This is a genomic window from Streptomyces sp. NPDC037126, assembly GCF_055605965.1.
This window is the reverse complement of sequence record NZ_JBVJTD010000001.1, coordinates 827,520-849,274: the sequence shown is the minus strand read 5'-3', so window position 1 is coordinate 849,274 and position 21,755 is coordinate 827,520. Positions and strand designations below refer to the sequence as shown.

18 protein-coding genes and 2 pseudogenes are annotated in these 21,755 nt (G+C 72.9%); 6 read left to right on the top strand and 14 right to left on the bottom strand.

Annotation, left to right across the window (positions count from 1 at the left end; genetic code table 11):
- Positions 1 to 49: 49 nt before the first annotated feature.
- Positions 50 to 358 (bottom strand): annotated as a pseudogene (locus ACZ7FF_RS03875) (aspartate/glutamate racemase family protein); the annotation flags it as partial.
- An 83-nt stretch (positions 359 to 441) separates the two neighbouring features.
- On the opposite strand from ACZ7FF_RS03875, the pseudogene ACZ7FF_RS03870 reads away from it, so the two are divergent.
- Positions 442 to 1,082: pseudogene (locus tag ACZ7FF_RS03870) on the top strand (GntR family transcriptional regulator).
- 54 nt (positions 1,083 to 1,136) lie between these two features.
- Here the strand turns inward: ACZ7FF_RS03870 and ACZ7FF_RS03865 are convergent.
- On the bottom strand, positions 1,137 to 1,832 hold the full coding sequence (locus ACZ7FF_RS03865; protein ID WP_470809194.1) for a uracil-DNA glycosylase: 696 nt from the start codon (positions 1,830 to 1,832) through the stop codon (positions 1,137 to 1,139).
- Positions 1,833 to 2,012: 180 nt separating this feature from the next.
- Between ACZ7FF_RS03865 and ACZ7FF_RS03860 the strand changes: the two genes are divergently transcribed.
- Positions 2,013 to 2,633 (top strand): RNA-binding S4 domain-containing protein, encoded by a 621-nt coding sequence (locus ACZ7FF_RS03860; protein WP_470809193.1) that lies wholly within the window; start codon positions 2,013 to 2,015, stop codon positions 2,631 to 2,633.
- A gap of 147 nt (positions 2,634 to 2,780) precedes the next feature.
- Here the strand turns inward: ACZ7FF_RS03860 and ACZ7FF_RS03855 are convergent, their stop codons facing one another.
- The 3 genes from ACZ7FF_RS03855 to ACZ7FF_RS03845 all read right to left on the bottom strand — a co-directional run bounded on the left by ACZ7FF_RS03855 (position 2,781) and on the right by ACZ7FF_RS03845 (position 5,035).
- Complete coding sequence (locus ACZ7FF_RS03855) at positions 2,781 to 3,230, bottom strand: DoxX family protein (protein ID WP_470809191.1); 450 nt, start codon at positions 3,228 to 3,230, stop codon at positions 2,781 to 2,783.
- Between the two features lie 109 nt (positions 3,231 to 3,339).
- Positions 3,340 to 4,023: a class I SAM-dependent methyltransferase gene (locus tag ACZ7FF_RS03850; protein WP_470809189.1), complete on the bottom strand. Its 684-nt coding sequence runs from the start codon at positions 4,021 to 4,023 to the stop codon at positions 3,340 to 3,342.
- Between the two features lie 61 nt (positions 4,024 to 4,084).
- Entirely contained in the window at positions 4,085 to 5,035 is a 951-nt protein-coding gene (locus tag ACZ7FF_RS03845) for an acyltransferase domain-containing protein (protein WP_470809589.1), read from the bottom strand.
- Between the two features lie 87 nt (positions 5,036 to 5,122).
- On the opposite strand from ACZ7FF_RS03845, the gene ACZ7FF_RS03840 reads away from it, so the two are divergent.
- On the top strand, positions 5,123 to 5,419 hold the full coding sequence (locus ACZ7FF_RS03840; RefSeq protein ID WP_470809187.1) for a DUF6343 family protein: 297 nt from the start codon (positions 5,123 to 5,125) through the stop codon (positions 5,417 to 5,419).
- Positions 5,420 to 5,555: 136 nt separating this feature from the next.
- On the opposite strand, the gene ACZ7FF_RS03835 is transcribed toward ACZ7FF_RS03840, so the two are convergent.
- The 4 genes from ACZ7FF_RS03835 to rpsA all read right to left on the bottom strand — a co-directional run bounded on the left by ACZ7FF_RS03835 (position 5,556) and on the right by rpsA (position 9,987).
- Positions 5,556 to 5,936, bottom strand: coding sequence for a tetratricopeptide repeat protein (locus ACZ7FF_RS03835; protein ID WP_470809185.1), 381 nt, complete (start codon positions 5,934 to 5,936; stop codon positions 5,556 to 5,558).
- A gap of 49 nt (positions 5,937 to 5,985) precedes the next feature.
- Complete coding sequence (coaE, locus tag ACZ7FF_RS03830) at positions 5,986 to 6,600, bottom strand: dephospho-CoA kinase (protein WP_470809183.1); 615 nt, start codon at positions 6,598 to 6,600, stop codon at positions 5,986 to 5,988.
- A 537-nt stretch (positions 6,601 to 7,137) separates the two neighbouring features.
- Complete coding sequence (locus ACZ7FF_RS03825) at positions 7,138 to 8,076, bottom strand: PAC2 family protein (RefSeq protein ID WP_470809181.1); 939 nt, start codon at positions 8,074 to 8,076, stop codon at positions 7,138 to 7,140.
- A 417-nt stretch (positions 8,077 to 8,493) separates the two neighbouring features.
- Complete coding sequence (gene rpsA, locus ACZ7FF_RS03820) at positions 8,494 to 9,987, bottom strand: 30S ribosomal protein S1 (protein ID WP_067015219.1); 1,494 nt, start codon at positions 9,985 to 9,987, stop codon at positions 8,494 to 8,496.
- A 372-nt stretch (positions 9,988 to 10,359) separates the two neighbouring features.
- Here rpsA and ACZ7FF_RS03815 point away from each other — a divergent pair, with 372 nt between their 5' ends.
- Complete coding sequence (locus tag ACZ7FF_RS03815) at positions 10,360 to 11,184, top strand: class I SAM-dependent methyltransferase (RefSeq protein WP_470809588.1); 825 nt, start codon at positions 10,360 to 10,362, stop codon at positions 11,182 to 11,184.
- A gap of 183 nt (positions 11,185 to 11,367) precedes the next feature.
- Positions 11,368 to 14,127 (top strand): ATP-dependent RNA helicase, encoded by a 2,760-nt coding sequence (locus tag ACZ7FF_RS03810; RefSeq protein ID WP_470809178.1) that lies wholly within the window; start codon positions 11,368 to 11,370, stop codon positions 14,125 to 14,127.
- On the opposite strand, the gene pgfA is transcribed toward ACZ7FF_RS03810, so the two are convergent.
- The 3 genes from pgfA to ACZ7FF_RS03795 all read right to left on the bottom strand — a co-directional run bounded on the left by pgfA (position 14,117) and on the right by ACZ7FF_RS03795 (position 17,171).
- Positions 14,117 to 15,109, bottom strand: coding sequence for a cell envelope lipid trafficking protein PgfA (pgfA, locus tag ACZ7FF_RS03805; protein ID WP_470809176.1), 993 nt, complete (start codon positions 15,107 to 15,109; stop codon positions 14,117 to 14,119). The two genes, ACZ7FF_RS03810 and pgfA, sit on opposite strands and share 11 nt — an antisense overlap.
- Before the next feature lie 27 nt (positions 15,110 to 15,136).
- On the bottom strand, positions 15,137 to 15,271 hold the full coding sequence (locus ACZ7FF_RS03800; protein WP_470809174.1) for an SPW_0924 family protein: 135 nt from the start codon (positions 15,269 to 15,271) through the stop codon (positions 15,137 to 15,139).
- A gap of 163 nt (positions 15,272 to 15,434) precedes the next feature.
- Complete coding sequence (locus tag ACZ7FF_RS03795; RefSeq protein ID WP_470809173.1) at positions 15,435 to 17,171, bottom strand: lytic transglycosylase domain-containing protein; 1,737 nt, start codon at positions 17,169 to 17,171, stop codon at positions 15,435 to 15,437.
- A 319-nt stretch (positions 17,172 to 17,490) separates the two neighbouring features.
- Here ACZ7FF_RS03795 and ACZ7FF_RS03790 point away from each other — a divergent pair, with 319 nt between their 5' ends.
- Complete coding sequence (locus ACZ7FF_RS03790) at positions 17,491 to 18,333, top strand: DUF4184 family protein (protein ID WP_470809171.1); 843 nt, start codon at positions 17,491 to 17,493, stop codon at positions 18,331 to 18,333.
- On the opposite strand, the gene ACZ7FF_RS03785 is transcribed toward ACZ7FF_RS03790, so the two are convergent.
- Entirely contained in the window at positions 18,251 to 18,658 is a 408-nt protein-coding gene (locus ACZ7FF_RS03785; protein ID WP_470809169.1) for a hypothetical protein, read from the bottom strand. The two genes, ACZ7FF_RS03790 and ACZ7FF_RS03785, sit on opposite strands and share 83 nt — an antisense overlap.
- A 260-nt stretch (positions 18,659 to 18,918) precedes the next feature.
- Positions 18,919 to 21,645 carry a DNA polymerase I gene (gene polA, locus ACZ7FF_RS03780; protein ID WP_470809167.1) on the bottom strand — a complete coding sequence of 909 codons (2,727 nt, stop codon included), beginning with the start codon at positions 21,643 to 21,645 and terminating at the stop codon, positions 18,919 to 18,921.
- Positions 21,646 to 21,755: the final 110 nt, after the last annotated feature.

Here is a 21,755-nt window from a genome sequence, read left to right as displayed (position 1 = left end):
CGGGCCGGCTCACGTGCGCTATATCTGGCGGCCGTGAGCCCGGGCCGGCTCACCGCGGTGGCCGCCCCCACACCCTCGCCTTCGGGAGCGGCCTTCCGTAGCTGGCCGCCCGGCTGGTCGTGAGGCTCAGGCCCACCAGGGACTCGGCGAGCTTCACGGCCGTCGCGACCCCGTCGACCACGGGGAGCGCGAGCTTGTCCGCCACCACGCGCTGCAGACCGGTCATCCCGGCGCAGCCCAGCACCAGGACCTCGGCGCCGGCCTCGCGGGCCCGTTCGGCCGCGGCCAGGAACGCGGTCTCCGTGCGCGCCGGATCGTCGGCGAGATCGAGGACACCGAGGCCGGTGCCGACGACGGCGAAGAGCACCGCGAAGTCGGCGAAGATGACCCCATGACCCCCATGACAGGCCCCCCGACCGGAACGGCGGCGAAGCCCGAACCCTGGGCGCGGTGCGCGAACGCGTGCTGGCGACCCTGCGGCAGGACATCATCGCCGGGCGCCTCGGTCCCGGGGACCGGCTCGTCGAACTGAGCTGGCCGAGCGGTTCGGTGTCTCCCGGGTGCCCGTGCGGGAGGCGATCCGCGCCCTGGTCGCCGAGGGCTTCGTCCTCTTCGAGTCGGCGCGCCGCACGGTGGTCCGCCGGCTGACCCCGGCCGATGTCAGGGAACTCCTCGAGCTGCGCGAGGCCCTGGAGGTCTACGCGGCGGGGCTGGCCGCGTCATGGGCGACCCCCGAGGCGCTGACTGAGCTGCGGGACCTGCTCGAACGGGCGGCCGCGGCGACGGAGGAGGGCGACGCCGAGGCGATCACGGACATCAACACCCGCTTCCACGACCGCATCCTCGCCATGGCCGGCAACAGTCTGCTGAGCTCCGTCATGGAACCGGTCGACGGCCGCCTGCGCCGGCTCACCCGGCAGAACGAGGAGTGGCGACAACTCCTCACCGAGCACCGCGACCTGTACGAGGCCATCGCCTCCGGCGACCCCGAACGCGCCCGCGCCCGCGCCCACACCCTCGGCCACGTCCGCGCCAACTACCGCTCGACGGTACGACACCTGTTCGGGGAGGACACCGGCTGAGGGGTCCCGGGGCGCGGGCGCTCCCCGCGGCCTCGGGCCCGCCGGGGGCGGCTCCTACCGCAGACCCGCCGTCCCCGCCGCCGTGCGCAGCACCTCGCGGAGCATCTCGGCGGTGAGCCGGCCGGTGAAGGTGTTGCGCTGGCTGACGTGGAAGCAGCCGAAGAGGTCGAGGCCGTCGAGCGCGACCCGGGTGCCGTGGGCGAAGGCCGGCCGGGGGCGGGGTACCGTCCAGCTCGCCTCGGCGAACGCGGGCAGCGCGGCCTGCCAGCCGAAGGCCCCGAGGACGACCACGGTCCTCAGCGTCGGCCGCAGCAGCTTCAGCTCCTGCACCAGCCAGGGCCGGCAGGTGTCGCGCTCCCCCGGCGTCGGCTTGTTGGCGGGCGGGGCGCAGTGCACCGGTGCGGTGACCCGGACGCCGTGCAGTTCCAGACCGTCGTCGGCGGCGACCGAGGTGGGCTGCGAGGCGAGCCCCACGTCGTACAGCGCCTGGTAGAGCACGTCCCCGGAACGGTCCCCGGTGAACATGCGGCCGGTGCGGTTGCCGCCGTGCGCCGCGGGGGCCAGGCCGATGATCAGCATCCGGGCGTCGGCGGGGCCGAAGCCGGGCACCGGGCGCCCCCAGTACGTCCAGTCGGCGAACGCCGCCCGCTTGGTCCGGGCCACCTCCTCGCGCCACTCGACCAGCCGGGGACAGGCCCGGCAGTCGCAGACGCGCAGGTCGAGCCGGGCGAGAGCGCTGCTGTCGTCCATACCGCCACGGTATGCCCCGGCGGCGCGGGTATAGGCGGCGCAGCGGGTGGAGCCGGTGCGCGGACGCCCCCTGCAGTTGCGATGGTGCTGGTAGACACCCCCTGGTTGATGCGGCCGGCGTCCGCCGTCGCCCGGAAAATCACCTCCGGTTCCCCCGTCCCGGCGGGTTAGGGTCGGGACATGGCTTCCGAGGATGCGGACGAGAACGTCAACCGTGAGACCAGTGGGCCGGGCGGCACGAACTCCGCCCAGGGCACCGAGGACTCCGGTACCTCCGCGGGCGGCCCGGTCGATCCCAAGATCGCCGCCGCGGTGGCCGCCGCCGAGGCCGCGGGGCCCGCCAACGGCGATGCGGTCCGGATCGACAGCTGGGTCTGGGCCGTCCGGCTGATCAAGACGCGTTCCCTGGGCGCCACCGCCTGCCGCGGTGGACATGTGCATGTGAACGGTGAGCGGGTGAAGCCCGCCTATTCGGTCCGCATCGGCGACGAGGTGCGCCTGCGGCACGAGGGCCGGGAGCGGGTCGTGATCGTCAAGCGCCTGATCCGCAAGCGGGTCGGTGCGCCCGTGGCCGTGCAGTGCTACATCGACAACTCTCCTCCTCCCCCGCCCCGCGAGGCCGTCGCCCCCGCCGGCCTCCGCGACCGGGGCACCGGCCGTCCCACCAAACGAGACCGCCGCGAACTGGAGCGCCTGCGCGGCCTGATGGGGCCGAGCGGACCCGGCGGCCTCGGCGGTCCCGGCGGTCCCGGCAGCGCTGCGGGCCCCGGCGGCCTCGGCGGGCGTCCCCGGGGACGGTGAGGAGCCGGGTCCGGGGCGGCTGGGAGGAGCGGGGGTCGCGGCGGGAGGACCGGGGATCGCGGCGGGAGGAGCGGCAGCGGTGGGTGCGGAGCCCTGGGGCGGTGACCACGCCGGCCCCCGGAAGGACATCCCCTCTCGTCCCGGGCCTCACCCGCGCCGCACCAGGCGGAGCAGGTCCTTGTTGTGGGACCGGCGGGTCCAGGCGATCAGGGTGAGGGGGAGGATGAGGATCAGCGGAGTCGCCGCGTTCTGGCCGTGGAACACGGTGAGCTGGACGATGAAGGCTCCCACCATGAGCGCGCTCAGGGCGATCGCCGCGACCGACTGCAGTACCGGGATCAACAGCGCGATGGCTCCGGCGAGTTCGAGCGCGCCGATGGCGTACATCGCCCCGCTGCCCCAGCCGATCCTGTCGAAGGACTCGACGGCCGACGGGTGTGCGATGAGCTTGGGCAGGGCGCTCGCGATCCCGTAGAAGAGCGCGAGCAGGACCTGCACGGAGCGCAGGGCGACCCTTGCGGCTCGCGCCCGGCCGGTGGGCGAGCCGGCGGCGGCCGCGGAGGTGGTGGTGCTGACGGGAGCGATGCTCTCGGACATGTGGGTCTCCTGGTGAAGCGGTGCCGGTTGCTTTCAAGGAGGTAGACCGGCCGCCGCCCGAGAACTCATCGCTCTACCGCACACCTCGCGCACCGCTGCCGAACGCCTCCTATGCCGTGGGCACGGCCCGCACCCAAGTCCCGTCCGGTGTCAGATACGCGTCCACCTCCAGTCCCGCCTCCGCGAGTGCCGACTCGAACTGTTCCTTCGTCAGGGGCCGGGCCAGGAACCTGTGCGTCCAGCGGCCGTCCGGGAACTCGTACTCCACGCGGACCGCGTTCACCCCGTCCCCGGCGGGCTCCACCGAGGCGATCCGCACGGTGAAGCCGCTCGGGTCGACCCGCTCCCTGGGCACGTTCGTGTGGTAGTCCTCGCCCTCCCGCTGGACGAGCACACAGCCGTCCTCGGCCACGTGCCGGGCGCAGGTGCGCAGCAGGCCCCGGCGCACCTCCTCGTCCCCGGCGTGGACGAGGAACGACGCGAGCATCACCACGTCGAACGTCTCGCCGCCCAGGTCCAGGGTCCCGATGGGGCCGCATATCGTGCGTGCCCCTCGTACTCCGGCGAGCATCTCGGCGGACTCGTCCACCGCGGTGACCGTGAAACCGCGCTCCAGCAGGGGGTGTGTCATCCGCCCCACTCCGCTGCCCAGTTCCAGGATGTGCGCCCCGGCCGGCACCGCCGCGGCGATGATGTCCGGCTCGTCCCCCACCGGCAGCCTCTCGTACACCCCGACCGCGCAGCCGTCCGGGGTGATCGCGCCGGGTCCCGTGCCCTCGTATCCCTCACGCATTTCGACCGTCATGCCCGAACAACGGCCGGTCCCCGCAATGCCGTTCCCGTTCGACCCTTGTTCACCCGTTCGAGCGATTCGGTACGGAACGGGAACCCTCCACCGCCCCGGCGAACGGGAACCATCCGTGCCCGATGTACCAGTGGCCGCCCGCCCGCAGATGGTCCCCGACCGCCCGCTCCACGGACGTGCGGCGCGGCAGCTCCGCCACCGGCAGGTCCGGGTCACCGAAGACGAACCGGACGGGCTCGGTGTCGGCCTGCTCCGTGTCCTCGCGGGCGACGCGGAACCGGTCCTGGAAGCGGACGATGTTCGAGTCGGCGGACAGGTACCGCTTCAACTGCGGGTCCAGCAGCCAGGAATGGCACAGCGCCGCCAGTGGCCGCTCCTCGGGGAAGTGCCGGGCGAAGAAGTCCCGGGCCAGCGCCAGGGAGCGGTCGCAGGCGGACGGGGTCAGCGGACCGCTGAAGTCGGGTATGTGCAGGTTCAGACAGGGGGTGCCGGGCGCCACGTCCAGTCCGGCCGCCGCGATCACCGCTGACGTGCGCTGCCCGTGCCGCGCGCGCTCGAACTGCAGCCGCCCGAGCTGGTACAGCTCGCCGCGGAAGTGCAGGACCAGCCAGCGCCACACCTCCAGTCCGGCCGTGCCGCGCCGTCTGCGGTGCGTAGCCATGTTCCGGCCCAGGTCGGCCAGGGTGCGCCGGGACACCTCCGCCGGGATGCCGCGCTCCCGGTGGCGGGCGAGCGTGGTCGGCAGCGCGGCGAGGAAGACGTACACGGCGAACGTGCCGTCCAGCCCGGCCGGAGCGGCCGCGACGAGATCGGCGAGGTCGGGGGCGCGGGTGCTGTCCGCGGGGTCCCGGAACAGCGCCTCGACGCACTCCTCCAGGAGTGCCCGCGCGCCCGGGTCGCGGGTGACGATACGCCGCCGTGCGACCAGTTCGTTGACGTCCTCGTGCGGCACGGTCAGGTCGAGGAGCAGTTCCGGCAGGTCGTCGGCGTCCGGCAGCAACGGTTCCCCCTTCGGCTCACGTCCGACGGACATCGTTGATGTGCGTCGACCTCGAAGAGTACGTTGCTAGGAGGAGTGGTGATCCTGATGCGTACAGGCAGTGAACCGGCGACCGCGCGCAGTGCCCTGCGGGCGCGGTTGTGGCTGAGCATTTGGGGACTCGTCTGGGCGATCTTCGGCACGACGGTGTTCGCACTGGTCGGGCGCCCGGGCTGGGCGGCGGCCTGCGGGGTGCTGTGGCTGGTGGTCACCGTCGACATGGCCATGATCCTCAGACACATCCGGCAGGGGCCGCACTACCAGCCGGGCCGTGACGTGCCGCCGTACAACCCGGTGGACGGCGGGCCGCCGTATCCCGGGCCGCCACGGCACCGGCATCCGTGAGCGACGCGGACCAACGCGGACCGACGAGCACGTACGGGGCCGCGCGGCGTCGGCGGAGGTCGGCCGCCTGCGGGTGTCGCCCGTCAGCTGCCTTCGGCCGCTTACACGTGTCGCCTTCAGCTGCCGTCGTAGGACGTCAGTCGTCGAAGTGCGCCGCCTTCAGATATTGCGGGTTGGGGTCGAGCGCGGCCGCCAGCCGGAAATGACGTTTGGCCTGTTCGGGGCGGCCCTGGCGCTCGTAGGTGCGGGCCAGCGCGAAGTGGGCGAACGCGTTGTCCGGCTCCCGCTCCAGCACGATGGTGAACTCCAGCTCGGCGGGACGCAGTTGCGCGGCGGCGAAGAAGGCACGGGCGCGGAGCAGGCGGGCCGCGGTGTTCTCGGGGTGCGCGGCGATGACTCCGTCGAGCAGCTTCACCGCGCCCCGCGGGTCCCGCGCGTTGAGCAGCTGCTCGGCGGCACGGAAGTCGATGACATGCGTTTCCGGAGTACGTCCGGTGGAACCGCTGGTCTCGGGCACGGCAGAGTCCTTCCCTCGCTCCGGCCGTTCAACGCCCTGGCGCGGACCGCTATTCCACGGCGGATGCCCCGCGCGCCCGGCGCACCAGCTCGTCCCAGACCTCGTCGACGCGCTTTCTCAGCTCGTCCAGGGGTACGTCGTTGTCGATCAGGATGTCCGCGATCTCGCTGCGCTGCTCGCGCGTGGCCTGCGAGGCCATCCGCGCGCGCGCGTCCTCCTCGGTCATCCCGCGCAGCCGTACGAGCCGGTCGAGCCGGGTCTCGGTGCCGGCGTCCACGACGACCACGAGGTCGTAGAACGGGGCCAGGCCGTTCTCGGTGAGCAGGGGCACATCGTGGATCACCACGGCGTCGTCGGCCGCCGCGCTCTCCAGGTCGTGGGAACGGGCGCCTACGAGGGGGTGCACGATCGAGTTGAGGACGGCGAGCTTCTCGGGGTCGGCGAAGACGATGGAGCCGAGCCGGGGCCGGTCCAGGCTGCCGTCGTCGGCGAGGACGTCCTCGCCGAAGGCCTCGACCACGGCCGCGAGGCCCGGTGTGCCGGGCGCCACGACCTCGCGCGCGATGCGGTCCGCGTCGATCAGCACGGCCCCGTGCTCCACGAGCAGCCGCGACACCTCGCTCTTGCCGGCGCCGATCCCACCGGTCAGGCCCACTTTCAGCATGAGCGGAAGCTTAGGCCCTGCCACCGACAGTGCGACGGGGGAGGCCGGTCGCTGCGCTCGCCGATCCGGTGAGCAGGGCCGTTGTTCGTCCCGATCCGGAGAGAAGGGCCGCTACTGTCCCCGATCCGGCGAGGAAGGCCGCTGCTCTTCCTGGACGGAGCGGCAGCGGCTGCCTTCGGAGGCCGTCTCTCCGAAGGAAACCGGCAGGGATCGAACGCCGAACCGGCGGAGGCCGGACCGACAGGGGCCGAACGGGCAGAGGGCGATCGCCGCGCGCCCGAACCCTGCGAGACAGGCCGCCGTCCGCCCGACCCGGCGAGACGGGCCGTCGTCGGAGAGGCTCTCCCCGAGCCCGGCGACATTGGCCGCGTTCGGTCCCGCCCGGCCCCGCCCACGGCGACATTGGCCGCGCTCAACCCCGCCCTGAGTGCCGACGGAACTGGCCGCGCTCAACCCCGTCCGGCCCCGCCCACGGCCACACTGGCCGCGCTCAACCCTGCTCAGCCCTGCCCAAGGAACCAGCGGCGCCGGCTCCGTTCAGTTTTCGCCCTCGCGTTCCGCCAGGAAGCGTTCGAACTCGCGGCCGATCTCGTCGGCCGACGGGATCTCCACCGGCTCGGCGAGCATGTTGCCCCGGGTCTCGGCGCCCGCCGCGGCGTCGTACTGGTGCTCCAGGCCCTGGACGAGCGCGGTCAGTTCCTCGTCGCCCTCCTGGACCTGCCGGTCGATCTCGGTCTGCGTGCGGTGCGCGTCCGTGCGCAGGGAGTGCGCCAGCCCGGGCAGCACCAGACCGGTGGCGGCCGTGACGGCCTCCAGGACGGTCAGGGCTGCGTCCGGGTACGCCGACCGGGCGATGTAGTGCGGGACGTGTGCCGCGACGCCCAGGACGTCGTGCCCCGCCTCCATGAGGCGGTACTCGACGAGTGCCTCGGCGCTGCCGGGCACCTGGGCCTCCTCGAAGGGGCTGCGGTGGCCGGGGACGAGGTCGGTGCGGTTGCCGTGCGGGGTGAGACCCACCGGCCGGGTGTGCGGGACGCCCATGGGGATGCCGTGGAAGTTGACGGACAGGCGGACGCCGAGCCGCTCCACGATCTGCCGTACAGCCGCGGCGAACCGCTCCCACTCCACGTCCGGTTCGGGCCCGGAGAGCAGCAGGAAGGGGGCGCCGGTGGTGTCCTGGACCAGGCGGACCTCGATCGCCGGGACCTCGTACTCGGTCCAGCGGTCCCGCTTGAAGGTGAGCAGGGGGCGCCGCGCCCGGTAGTCCACGAGCCGGTCGTGGTCGAACCGGGCCACGAGCTGGTGGGGCATCGAGTCGAGCAGCCCCTCGACGATCTGGTCGCCTGTTTCGCCCGCGTCGATGTATCCGTCGAAGTGGTAGAGCATGACAAGGCCGGCCGACTCCTGGGCGAGCGCCATGTCGACCACGGCGAGGCCCTTCGGCTCCCATGCGTACAAACCCTGCGGATCAAGCACTGTGACCGCTCCTCCTCGTGTCCGTCATCGACAACACGCTCTGGAACGCGGGCATTCCCGCGACACGCCGCTGATCAGCGAATCTCGGGCGGGGCCACGGTACGAACGGTACGGCCATGCCCTCAAGGGGACGGGGAACCGCGCAGTGCGCGCAGCGAAGGGACGACCCGAGCCGTCCCGAACACGCCTGAGGGGCCGCACCCCGACAGGTACGACCCCTCGAACAGGCCCGAAGGGCCGCACCCCGAAGGCTCGGCCCCCGAACAAGCCCGAAGGCCGCAACCCGAAAGGCACGGCCCTGCACAAGCCCGAAGGACCGCCCCCGAAAGGCACGACCCTCCAACACGCCCGAAGGGCCGCACCTCGGAAGGTGCGGCCCCTCGGAACCAGCTATCGGCTGAGCCTCAGCCGCAGCGATCAGCTCTGGCCGCCGGCCAGCTTCTCGCGCAGCGCGGCAAGCGCCTCGTCCGAGGCCAGCGCGCCGGAGGTGTCCGCACCCTCGGAGGAGTACGAACCGCCACCCGAGGCGGCCGGAGCGGCAGCCTCGCCACCCTCGGCGGCAGCGGCAGCGTCGGCCTCGCGGGACTTGATGACCTGCTGCTGGTGCTGCTCGAAGCGGGTCTGCGCCTCGGCGTACTGGCGCTCCCACTCCTCGCGCTGCTTCTCGTAGCCCTCGAGCCAGTCGTTGGTCTCGGGGTCGAAGCCCTCGGGGTAGATGTAGTTACCCTGGTCGTCGTAGGACGCGGCCATGCCGTACAGGGTCGGGTCGAACTCGACCGAGGCCGGGTCGGCACCGAAGGACTCGTTGGCCTGCTTCAGCGAGAGGCTGATGCGACGGCGCTCGAGGTCGATGTCGATGACCTTGACGAAGATCTCGTCGTTGACCTGGACGACCTGCTCCGGGATCTCCACGTGGCGCTCGGCCAGCTCGGAGATGTGGACCAGACCCTCGATGCCCTCGTCCACGCGGACGAACGCACCGAACGGAACCAGCTTCGTGACCTTGCCGGGCACGACCTGGCCGATCTGGTGGGTGCGGGCGAACTGCTGCCACGGGTCTTCCTGGGTCGCCTTCAGCGACAGGGAGACGCGCTCGCGGTCCATGTCCACGTCGAGAACCTCGACGGTGACCTCCTGGCCGACCTCGACGACCTCGGACGGGTGGTCGATGTGCTTCCAGGACAGCTCGGAGACGTGGACCAGACCGTCGACGCCACCCAGGTCCACGAAGGCACCGAAGTTGACGATCGAGGAGACCACGCCGGAGCGGACCTGACCCTTCTGGAGGGTCGTGAGGAACGTCTGGCGGACCTCGGACTGGGTCTGCTCCAGCCAGGCACGGCGGGACAGGACCACGTTGTTGCGGTTCTTGTCCAGCTCGATGATCTTGGCCTCGAGCTCCTTGCCGACGTACGGCTGGAGGTCGCGGACGCGGCGCATCTCGACCAGGGAGGCCGGGAGGAAGCCACGGAGGCCGATGTCGAGGATGAGACCACCCTTGACGACCTCGATGACGGTACCGGTGACGATGCCGTCCTCTTCCTTGATCTTCTCGATGGTGCCCCAGGCACGCTCGTACTGGGCGCGCTTCTTCGAGAGGATCAGGCGGCCTTCCTTGTCCTCCTTCTGGAGGACCAGGGCCTCGATCTCGTCACCGACGGCGACGACCTCGTTGGGGTCGACGTCGTGCTTGATCGAGAGCTCGCGGCTCGGAATGACACCTTCGGTCTTGTAACCGATGTCGAGCAGGACCTCGTCCCGGTCGACCTTCACGATGACGCCGTCGACGATGTCGCCGTCGTTGAAGTACTTGATCGTCTCGTCGATCGCGGCGAGGAAGGCTTCCTCGTTACCGATGTCGTTGACCGCAACCTGCGGGGTGGTGGCGGTGGTCTCGGTGCTGCTCGTCATGTGGGAAAGGGCTCCGGTACGGACATTGAAGTCGTAGGTACTGCTACGCCGGGAGCCCGTATCGCTCTGAAGAAGCCGGACAGCCAAGGAAGCGCCCCACCAGGAACTGGTGATGGCGCCTCGAAAACCGAGGGGACATACAACAGATGCGAGCGCAGCCTGCTACGTCTGAGGTGCGCAGGCCCGCAGCGCAACTTGTAGCATACGGGGGCAGCCGGACAGGGTCAATGCGCGAAGGCGCACACCGGGGGCAGAACGCCGCATACCCGGCAGAAGAAACGTCCCAGGAGGCCACGCAGGCCTTCGGGAACCCTTCCGCGACACGCCTTCGCCCGGCGGGTTGGACGGAAGAGTACGACGAGGGAGCCGATCATCCAAGAGCCGGAACCGCTCGACCCTTCGGGGGACGAGACCGAAGCCACCCGCCGTGACGCCGGGGTCGCGGAGAGCAGCCGGGCCAACCGCGGCTGGTGGGACCGCAACGCCGACGAGTACCAGGTCGACCACGGAACGTTCCTCGGCGACGACCGCTTCGTGTGGGGCCCGGAGGGCCTGGACGAGGTGGAGGCCGAGCTGCTCGGGCCGCCGGAGGACCTGAAGGGCAAGGACGTCCTGGAGATCGGCGCGGGCGCGGCGCAGTGCTCGCGCTGGCTGGCCGCCCAGGGCGCCACTCCGGTCGCCCTGGACCTCTCGCACCGCCAGCTGCAGCACGCGCTGCGGATCGGCGGATCGTTTCCTCTGGTCTGCGCCGACGCGGGCGCGCTGCCCTTCGCGGACGGCTCCTTCGACCTGGCGTGCTCCGCGTACGGCGCGCTGCCGTTCGTCGCGGACCCCAGGCTGGTGCTGAGCGAGGTGCGCCGGGTGCTGCGGCCGGGCGGCCGGTTCGTCTTCTCGGTGACGCACCCGGTCCGCTGGGCGTTCCCGGACGAGCCGGGCCCCGAGGGTCTGTCGGTGGCCGCCTCCTACTTCGACCGCACGCCCTACGTGGAGCAGGACGAGGAGGGCCGGGCGGTCTACGTGGAGCACCACAGGACGCTCGGCGACCGGGTCCGGGACATCGTGGCCTCGGGCTTCCGGCTGGTGGACCTGGTGGAGCCGGAGTGGCCGGCCTGGAACACCTCGGAGTGGGGCGGCTGGTCCCCACTGCGTGGGAACCTGATCCCGGGCACGGCCATCTTCGTGTGCGAACGGGACTGAGCCGGTGAGAACGGCCGCCACGCGCGCGTGGCGGCCGTTTTCGCTGTGGTGCACGCGGTTCGTTGCCGTGCACGCGTTTCGCCGTCTGTACACGTTTCGCTCTCTCCCACGCGCGCGCGTGGGAGAGACTCGCGCCCCACGCGCGCTGAGAGGCGGTTCACGCCGTCGTACGACACTGGGGGCGTGATCCGTTACGACGCCCTGGACGCGCTGCCCGTGCGCTCCGTCCTGCCCGCCCTGACCGACGCCCTCGACGCCGACGGCACCGCCGTTCTGGTGGCGCCGCCCGGCACCGGCAAGACGACCCTGGTGCCGCTGGTCCTGGCGGGGCTGGTCGGGGACGGTCCGAAGCGGCGTGTCGTGGTGGCCGAGCCCCGGCGGATCGCGGCCCGCGCGGCGGCCCGGCGGATGGCCTGGCTGCTGGGCGGGAAGCCGGGCGAGAGCGTCGGCTTCACGGTGCGCGGCGAGCGCGTCGGGGGGCGGCACACGCGCGTGGAGGTCGTGACGACCGGTGTGCTGCTGCAGCGGCTCCAACGCGACCAGGAGCTGTCCGGCGTGGACGTGGTCGTGCTCGACGAGTGCCACGAGCGGCATCTGGACGCCGACACGGCGACCGCCTTCCTCTGGGACGTACGGCAGACCCTGCGGCCCGAGCTGCGGCTGGTGGCCGCGTCGGCGACCACGGACGCGCAGGGGTGGGCGCGGCTGCTCGGCGGGGCGCCGGTGGTCGAGGCGACGGGTGTCTCGCACCCCGTGGAGGTGGTCTGGGCCCCGCCCGCGCGGCCGGTGCCGCCGCCGCACGGCATGCGCGTGGATCCCGCGCTCCTGGCCCACGTGGCGTCGGTGGTGCGGCGGGCGCTGGCCGAGCGGGCGGGGGACGTGCTGTGCTTCCTGCCCGGGGTGGGCGAGATCGCGCGGGTGGCGGGCCTGCTCGGGGGCCTCGGCGAGGTGGACGTGCTCCAGGTGCACGGGCGGGCGCCCGCGGCCGTGCAGGACGCGGTGCTGGCGCCCGGGGAGCGGCGCCGGGTGGTGCTGGCGACGTCCGTCGCGGAGTCCTCGCTGACCGTGCCCGGGGTGCGGGTGGTGGTCGACTCGGGGCTCGCGCGGGAGCCGAGGGTGGATCACGCGCGCGGGCTGAGCGGACTGACGACCGTACGGGCGTCGCGGGCGGCCGGCCGGCAGCGGGCGGGGCGGGCCGGGCGCGAGGCGCCGGGGGCGGTGTACCGGTGCTGGTCCGAGGCCGAGGACATCCGTCTGACGGCCTTTCCGGCGCCGGAGATCAAGGTGGCCGATCTGACCGCGTTCGCCCTCCAGGCCGCCTGCTGGGGCGATCCGGAGGCCTCGGGCCTCGCACTGCTGGATCCGCCGCCGGGCGGGGCGATGGCGGCGGCGCGGGAGGTCTTGTCGGGCCTGGGCGCGGTGGACGCCGCCGGGCGGGCCACGGAGGCCGGCGCCCGGCTGGCCCGGCTGGGGGTGCATCCCCGGCTGGGGCGGGCCCTGCTGGACACCTCGGGTCGGGGCGCGGAGGTCGTCGCCCTGCTCTCCGAGGAGGTGCCGCGGGACTACGGGGACGATCTCGCCGGCGCTCTGCGGCGGGCCCGGCGCGGGAGTGACGCCTACGCGGGGCGGTGGGCCGCGGAGGTCCGGCGACTGCGGGCCGCCGCCGGGTCCCCCCGCCCACCGGCCCACGACCGGTCACCGGCGCATGACGACTCACCGACCCGGGACCAGCAACCGGCCGCACAGGACCAGTCACCCGCCCTGAATCACCGACCGGCCGCCCACGACCGCTCATCGACCCACGACGACTCACCGGCCCGAGACCAGCAACCGGCCGCCCACGACAACTCACCCGCCCCGGATCACCGACCGGCCGACGACGACCGCTCACCCGCCGACGACAGCTCGGCGGCCCGCGCCCAATCCCCCGCCCACGGCCGCTCGCCCGCCCGGGACAGCCGGGAGGGTGCCGCCGGCGGCGACGGGCTCGCCGGGCTCGTCGCCGCGCTCGCCTTCCCGGAGCGAGTCGCGAGGCTCGACGGCGGGTCGTATCTCATGGCCTCCGGTACGCGGGCCGAGGTGGCGGACGGGTCGGCGCTGCGGGGAGCGCCCTGGATCGTCGTGGCCGTCGCCGACCGGCCCGCCGGGAAGGGGCACGCGCGGGTGCGGCTCGGGGTCGCCGTGCCCGAGGACGTGGCGCGGGCCGCCGCCGGGGCGCTCCTGGACGAGCGGGAGGAGGTGCACTGGGCCGACGGGGACGTCGTGGCCCGGCGTGTCGAGCGGCTGGGGGCGATCGAGCTGGCCGTGCGGACGCTGAAGGACGCCGATCCGGACCTCGTCCGCGCGGCCCTGCTCGAAGGGCTGCGGCAGGAGGGGCCGGGGCTGCTGCGCTGGTCGCCGGAGGCGGAGGTGCTGCGGGAGCGGCTGGCGTTCCTGCACGCGCGCCTCGGGGAGCCGTGGCCGCCGATGTCGGACGAGGCACTGCACGCGCGCGCGGAGGAGTGGCTGGAGCTGGGCCGGGCCCGGCGGCGGGCCGATCTCGCGCGGATCGACGCCGGGCAGGCGCTCACGCGGCTGCTGCCCTGGGCGAGCGGGGAGGCGGGCCGGCTGGACGAGCTCGCGCCCGAGCGGATCACCGTGCCGAGCGGGTCCAGGATCCGGATCGACTACCGGGACCCGGAGCGGCCGGTGCTCGCGGTGAAGCTGCAGGAGATGTTCGGGCTGGAGCGGACGCCGACCGTGGCGGGGGTGCCGCTGCTCGTGCACCTGCTGTCCCCCGCCGGGCGGCCCGCGGCCGTCACGGCCGATCTGGCCTCCTTCTGGAAGGACGGCTACCAGGGCGTGCGGGCGGAGCTGCGCGGCCGCTATCCGAAGCACCCGTGGCCGGAGGACCCGGCGACCGCCGAGCCCACGCGGCACACCAACGCGCGGCTCAGGCGCTGACCGGTTCGGGCTCCGTCGTCTCCGTGGGCGCGGGATCCTCGGGCCGGCGGGCGCGGGCCTCCAGGGTGAGGGAGAGCGCGAGGAGCAGCAGTCCGAGGATCAGGGAGCCCCAGGGGACGTACGAGGTGAGCATCAGGACAAGTGTGCGGTTGTGCTTGACCAGGGCGACCGTGTGCTCGATGTAGTCCTCGCGCATCTTCACGTCCCCGGCGAACGCCGTGACGCTGGCCCTGCCCCCGAGCAGGGTGCCGCCGCGCAGTTCCTCCTTGTGGGTCTCCTCCCCGTAGACGGGCGCTCCGGTGACCGGTTCCACCCAGAACCTGCGCACGGTGGTGTACCAGCGGGTGGTGCCGGTCCTGGCGACCGACTCGGGGGTGATGCCCTTGACCGGCATCGTCTTCGGCATGGGGACCTTGGTCCAGGGGACGGTCTGCTCGAAGTAGTAGACCGTCAGCCCGCGGAAGTTCCGGGTGCCCTCGTAGTGGATGGGGTTGGTGGTGCGGGTCTGCGCGTCGAAGTACTCGTAGTCCCGTTTCTGGGTCAGGAAGGGCCACTTGAACTCGATGCCGTCCCGCTTGACCGGGTCGCCGTCGACCATTTCGCCGGTGGCGTGGACGGGGGCCTGGCTGTGGGCGTCGAAGATGTAGCGCTCGGGGATGCGGGAGACCATCTTGCCGTCGGGGCCCTGGACGTAGGAGAGGCTGTCCCAGACCACGACCGGCCGGCCCGCCGTCTTCTCGATCTTCTTGGCGGCCTCCACGTCGCCCTTGAGGGTCTGCACGATGGTGACCTCGGAGACCTTCTTCGCGCGCATGGTGCCGTAGTCGAGGAGGGTGGCGCCCTTGGCCTCCAGGACCATGTCCTGGTACTGGTTCGCGGGGATCCTGGCCAGGCGCGGGAAGGCGTACCAGCGCAGCAGTGGGGACAGTGCCGCGCAGAACACGGCACAGGCGAGCAGGACCAGGCTGGCCGTGCGGCGCATTCCGGCCTCCCTCCCGGACGGGCGCGGCTACGGGTGCGAAGGCACCGTCGTCAGCAGCGGCTTGGGGGACGTCCGGCCCGACGGCGAGCCCGTCGCGCTGATCGTGAGGACCAGGGCGAGCGCGAGGGCGAGACCGGTCGCGGCGGCGATCAGGGCGCGCATGCGGGGCCTCCCGGCGGGCGGTCGATGTCCTGACGCGTTCCTGATGGTGCGTCAGGTCCGGCACCGTAGCAACGCGCGGGCGAGATGAGAACAGCGGTGCACGCACGAACGAGGGCGCCCTCCCCGCCGGAGCGGGGAGGGCGCCCTGCCGGAACCGGTGAGGTCAGGAGGAGGAGGGGGACGGGCTCGGGGACGGGGACGGGTCGGCCGAGGTGTCCGCGGCGGCGACCTTCAGCTCGACGGTGAGGGTGCCGCCGCCGGGGGTGGTGATGCGCAGCAGGAAGGTGCCGGTGGTGTCGTCGGCGTACAGCTTCGGCAGCGTGAGCAGGCCCTTGTCGTCCGTCACCAGGCCGGTGAGGGTGCGTACGGCCTTGCCGTCGGCGTCCTTGAAGTAGGGACCCTTGTCGTTCTCGGTGGCGTCGTCCGCCGACTTGACGAGGGTGGCGGTGGCGGCGACCTTGTCCGCGACGGCGCCCTTGTACGTCGCCTTCACCTGGACCTGGTCGGCGAACTCGCCGCCCGGGGTGCAGGTCAGCGGGGTGTCGCCGGTGCGGGCCAGGGTGTCGGCGGCGCGCTCCGTGACGGTGGCCGGGTAGTCGACGCCCTTGGCCGAGCGGCCCACGACGGTGGCGGTGACCTTGAAGTCGCCGGTCTTCTCGCCCGCCTGGAGCACGGGGGCGCTCGCCAGGCCCTTGGCGTCGGTGGCGACCGTGGCCACGGTCTCGCCGCCGACGAAGGTGGCGTCGGTGTCCCCGGTGATGGTGAACCGGACGCGGACCTTGGCGACGGACCGGCCGGCCTTGGTCTCGGCACGGGCGCCGACGCGGTCGGTGAAGGCGTGGCCGGCCATGGTGGTGAGCTTGGCCGTGCCCGCGTCCTCGAGGTGGTCCACCGTGTCGGTGGGGGTCGGCGGTGCCGTCGGCGGGACGGGCGGCTTCGGGGGCTTCGGGCTGGGGCTCCCGCTGTCGCCGCCGGGCCGGCCGCCGCCGGGCTTGGAGGGCGTCGGGTGCGGCTTCCTGCTCGGCGGGTCCGAGGGCTTCGGGGACGGCTTGCGCGGGGTGCTGTCGTCGCTGCGGTGGCTCGGCAGACCGCCGGTGCCGTCGGGCACGGAGTGGGTGCCGTTGCGGTAGTACTCCATCCACGACAGGACGGTGTCGAGGTACGCCTGCGAGTTGTTGTAGCTGAGGATCGCGCTGTGCAGGTCCGCCTCGCTGGACAGGTCCCAGCCGTCGCGGCACAGGTAGTGGCCGGCGGCTAGGGCGGCGTCGTAGACGTTGTTGGGGTCCTTCTTGCCGTCGCCGTTGCCGTCGCGGCCCGCCCAGGCCCAGGTGGACGGGATGAACTGCATGGGGCCGACGGCCTGGTCGTACTGGCTGTTGCCGTCGTACTCGCCGTGGTCGGTGTCCTTGATGAGCGCGAAGCCGTCGCCGTCGAGCACCGGGCCGAGGATCGGGCTGAGCGTGGTGCCGCTCGCGTCGACCCGGCCGCCGCTCGCCTGGCCCGACTCCACCTTGCCGATGGCGGCGAGGAGTTGCCAGGGCAGGTTGCAGCCGGGCTTGGAGGAGCGCAGCTCCGCCTCGGCCTTCTTGTACGCGTCGAGGACCGTCGCCGGTATGCCCGCCTGGGAGTCCCCCTGGACGACGGGGGTGTTGGGCGTCGGCGAGGGGCTGGGGTTCGGGCTGTTCAGCGGCGGCAGGTCCGTGTAGTACGGCGAGTCGCCCGTGGCGTCGCCGCCCACGCTGTCCGGGACGGGGGCGGAGGCGCCGGCCGCCGCCTGTCTGCCGTGGTCCTCGCCGGTCACTCCCGGAGCCTGGGACGCGGAGAGCGCCGCGACCGCTGCCGCGGCCACGGCGGTGGTCGCCGCTCCCTTGCGGAGCCGCCTGCCGAAATGCGCCGCCATAGAGTGAACCCCTCCCGTGGACGTCGGTGCGCCCGTTTCCGTCTGCGTGTCTCGCCCTGGTGTGACGGTCGACCCGGTGCTCTGGTTGCCTCTGCGCCGCCTTTCCGCGCGTGCGATGCGAGTGAGACCGTGCGCCCGGCACGGCAACCCAGGTGACCCTACGACAACTTGCTTTGCGTAGGGACCCGTTCACGCCCGATTTTCACCGGTTGGCCAACTGTCGTTGTCGTCGGCACGCCCGGACGGCGGTCCCGCATACTGGATGGGAAGTGATCACCGGTTCCGGTGCCACGGCCGACGACCGCTGCGGAGGGACCCGTTGCCGTTCACGCTCAGCCATGCGGCGGCCGTGCTGCCCGCGATCCGTGGGGACGGGACCGGGCGGGGCCGGCTGGTGCCGGCGGTGCTCGTCGCGGGTTCCTTCGCGCCCGACATGCCCTTCTACGCGGCCGGTGTGCTGCCCGGCGGCATGGAGTTCGGGACGGTCACCCACTCGTTCGCCGGTGTCGCCACCGTCGATGTGCTCATCTCGTGGGCGCTGGTGGGGCTGTGGCTGGTGGCCCGGGAGCCGCTGCTGGCGCTGCTGCCCAGGGCCCGGCAGGGCCGGCCGGCCGCGCTGCTGTGCCGCGGTGGGCCACGCGCGCGTGTGCGCGTCGTCTCCGTCCTGTGGTGGTACGTCTCCGCGGTGCTCGGCTCCCTGACCCACGTGGTGTGGGACGCCTTCACCCATTACGGGCGGTGGGGGACGCGGCTGATCCCCGCCATCGCGCGGGAGCACCCGGCGGGCATGCCGCTGTTCTCCTGGCTCCAGTACGGCTGCTCCGCGGCGGGCGCGGCCGTCGTCGTGGTGTGGGTGGTGCGCGCCCTGAGGCGGGCGCCCGGCGGCGAGCCGGTGGGCGTGCCCCTGCTGTCGGCGCGGGACCGGTGGTGGGCCGGTGCGGTGATCGGCGGCTGCGCGCTGGCCGGAGCGGTGCAGCGGGCGGCGGGGGCCGTGGTGGTGGGCCTGGACCTGCTGCCCACCCTGTGCTTCGGGGCCGGCGCGGGGACGGTGGCCGGGCTGGTGGCGTACGCCCTCGGGGTCAGGGTGTGGCGTCCGGCCCCGGTTCCCGGGGGTCCCGGTGCGGTGGCCGGTGCCTCCGGGGAGCGGCCGGTCGCTCGGTGACGGAGGCGACGAAGACGGTGAGCCTGCGCCGGGGGCGCGTTCTCGGCAGCAGGGTGAGCGCGAGCGCGAGATAGCCACGGGCCAGGTCGGCCCACTGGTGCCGGTCGGGGGTGTGACCGGCACGGGCGGTCCGGTGGAGACCGCGCCGGACGTGCTCGGCGGCCCTGCGCACGGTCGTGGCGGGATCGGCCGGGATGCGGGCGGTGCTTGCGTCGGCCGCGAGGGCCGGGACCGGCGAGGCGGGCAGTGCCTGCGCCGAGGCGGTGTCCGCCCAGACCCGGGTCACTGCCTCGGGTGTCCGGCGGTGAAGCATGCGTATACCCATGCCCGCAGTTTTGCGGCTGCGAGGGGTGCGGGGCGTTTTGGCGGGGGCCACGTGAGTGACGGTTCGCCCGGGGGTTGGGCCGTCTTTGTTATGCGTGCGGGGATCGGGGGATCCCGGGTTGCGGTGGGTCCGGCGCCGGCGGGGCGCGTCCTGGGGGCCGCTCGCCGTCGCGGCTCGCGGCGGGGTGGGACAAAGGGGGGCGCCGTGCCAGGTACGGCGCCCCCTTCACCGGTGCGGCCCCCGCGGCGGGGAGCCGTCCGCTAGTGCGCCGCCGACTCCCAGTCCGGGCCGACGCCGACCGAGACGTCCAGGGGGGCCCGAAGGTCGACGGCGTGCGCCATCTCGTGGCGGACGATCTCCTCGACGGCGGTGCGCTCGCCGGGGGCGATCTCCAGGACGATTTCGTCGTGGACCTGGAGGAGCATGCGGGACCTGAGGTCCGCGGCCTGCAGCGCGTCGTCCACCTTGAGCATGGCGATCTTGACGATGTCCGCCGCCGTGCCCTGGATGGGCGCGTTGAGGGCCATGCGCTCGGCCGCCTCGCGGCGCTGGCGGTTGTCGCTGTTGAGGTCGGGGAGGTAGCGGCGACGCCCGAAGAGCGTCGCCGTGTAGCCCGTCGCCCGTGCCTCGTCGACCGCACGGCGCAGGTAGTCCCGGACCCCGCCGAAGCGCTCGAAGTAGGCGTCCATGAGGGCGCGCGCCTCCGCCGCCTCGATGTTCAGCTGCTGGGACAGGCCGAACGCCGACAGGCCGTAGGCCAGGCCGTACGACATGGCCTTGATCTTGCGGCGCATCTCCGCGTCGACCGCGGCGGGCTCGACGCCGAAGACCTGGGAGGCGGCCGTGGTGTGCAGGTCCTCGCCGGAGGTGAACGCCCGGATCAGGCCCTCGTCCTCGGAGAGGTGCGCCATCACGCGCAGCTCGATCTGGCTGTAGTCGGCGGTCATCAGGGACTCGAAGCCCTCACCGACGACGAAGCCGCGGCGGATGGCCCGGCCCTCGTCCGTGCGGACCGGGATGTTCTGCAGGTTCGGGTCCGTGGAGGAGAGCCGGCCGGTCGCGGCCACCGTCTGGTTGAAGGTGGTGTGGATACGGCCGTCACCCGCGATGGTCTTGATCAGCCCCTCGACGGTGACGCGGAGCTTCGCCTGCTCGCGGTGGCGGAGCATGATCACCGGCAGCTCGTTGTCGGTCTGGGTGGCGAGCCAGGCCAGGGCGTCGGCGTCCGTGGTGTAGCCGGTCTTGGTCTTCTTCGTCTTCGGCAGGGCCAGCTCGCCGAAGAGTACCTCCTGGAGCTGCTTGGGCGAGCCCAGGTTGAACTCGTGGCCGGCGGCCGCGTGGGCCTCCTTCACGGCCTGCTGCACCGCGCCCGCGAACATCTGCTCCATCGCTTCGAGGTGCGCGCGGTCGGCGGCGATGCCGTGGCGCTCCATGCGGGCGAGCAGCGCCGAGGTGGGCAGCTCCATGTCCCGCAGGAGGTCGGCGGCGCCGACCTCGCCGAGGCGGCCCTCGAAGGCCTCGCCCAGGTCCAGGACCGCGCGGGCCTGGATCATCAGGGCCTCGGCCTCGGCGCCCTCGTCCGCCCCGAAGGCCAGCTGGCCGTCGGCCGCGGCGGCGGGGGCCAGCTCGCGGTGCAGGTACTCCAGGGAGAGCGCGTCCAGGTCGAAGGAGCGGCGGCCCGGCTTGACCAGGTAGGCGGCGAGCGCGGTGTCCATGCGCACGCCCTCGATGCGCCAGCCGTGCTCGGCGAAGACCCGCATGGCGCCCTTGGCGTTGTGGAACACCTTGGGGCGGTCGGGGTCCGCCAGCCAGCCCGAGAACGCGTTCTCGTCGGCCTCGTCCAGCTCCGAGGGGTCGAACCAGGCGGCCGCTCCCCCGGCCGCCGCCAGGGCGACCTCGGCGACGGATCCGGCGCCCAGTGCCCAGGTGTCGACCGTGGCGACGCCCAGGGTCTCCGTGCCGTGCCCGGCGAGCCAGGGGGCCAGCTCGCCGGTGCGCAGGACGGTGCCGTCCACCGCCACGCCCTCGGCGGCGACCGGGGTGGTCTCGGCCTCCTCGGCGCCGGGGTCGACGGCGAAGAGGCGCTCGCGCAAGGACGGGTTGCGGATCTCCAGGGTGTCCAGGACCATCGCGACGGCCTTGCGGTCGTAGGCTGCCCGCTCCAGGTCGGGGACCGTCCGCGGCAGCCCGACGGCGCGCTCCAGCTCGGTGAGCACGCGGTTGAGCTTGACCGACTCCAGGTGGTCGCGCAGGTTCTGCCCGGCCTTGCCCTTGACCTCGTCGACGCGCTCGACCAGCTCCGCGAAGGAGCCGAACTGGTTGATCCACTTCGCGGCGGTCTTCTCGCCGACTCCGGGGATGCCGGGCAGGTTGTCGGACGGGTCGCCGCGCAGGGCCGCGAAGTCCGGGTACTGGGCGGGCGTCAATCCGTACTTCTCGTAAACCTTCTCCGGGGTGAACCGGGTCAGCTCCGAGACGCCCTTGGTCGGGTACAGCACGGTGGTGTGCTCGGTGACCAGCTGGAAGGAGTCGCGGTCGCCGGTGACGATCAGGACCTCGAAGCCCTCGGCCTCGGCCTGGGTGGCGAGGGTGGCGATGATGTCGTCCGCCTCGAACCCCTCGACGGCGAAGCGGTGGGCGTGCATCGCGTCGAGCAGTTCGCCGATCAGCTCGACCTGGCCCTTGAACTCGTCCGGGGTCTTGGAGCGGTTCGCCTTGTACTCGGTGAAGCGCTCCGAGCGCCAGGTCTTGCGGGAGACGTCGAAGGCCACCGCGAAGTGCGTGGGCGCCTCGTCACGCAGGGTGTTGGCCAGCATCGAGGCGAAGCCGTAGATCGCGTTCGTCGGCTGGCCCGTCGCGGTCGTGAAGTTCTCCGCGGGCAGCGCGAAGAACGCGCGGTACGCCAGCGAGTGCCCGTCCATGAGCATCAGCCGGGGACGGGAGCCGCCGGGGGTCTTGTCGGTCTTCTTCGATGCTGTCTCTGCCACGTCCCCGATCCTGCCACGCCCCACTGACACCGCGGGCCGCGCGCCCGCGACGGATGTGAGTGCGGTCACAGGACGGCGGGACCCGCGCCCCGCGGCGGGCGGCCCGGCAC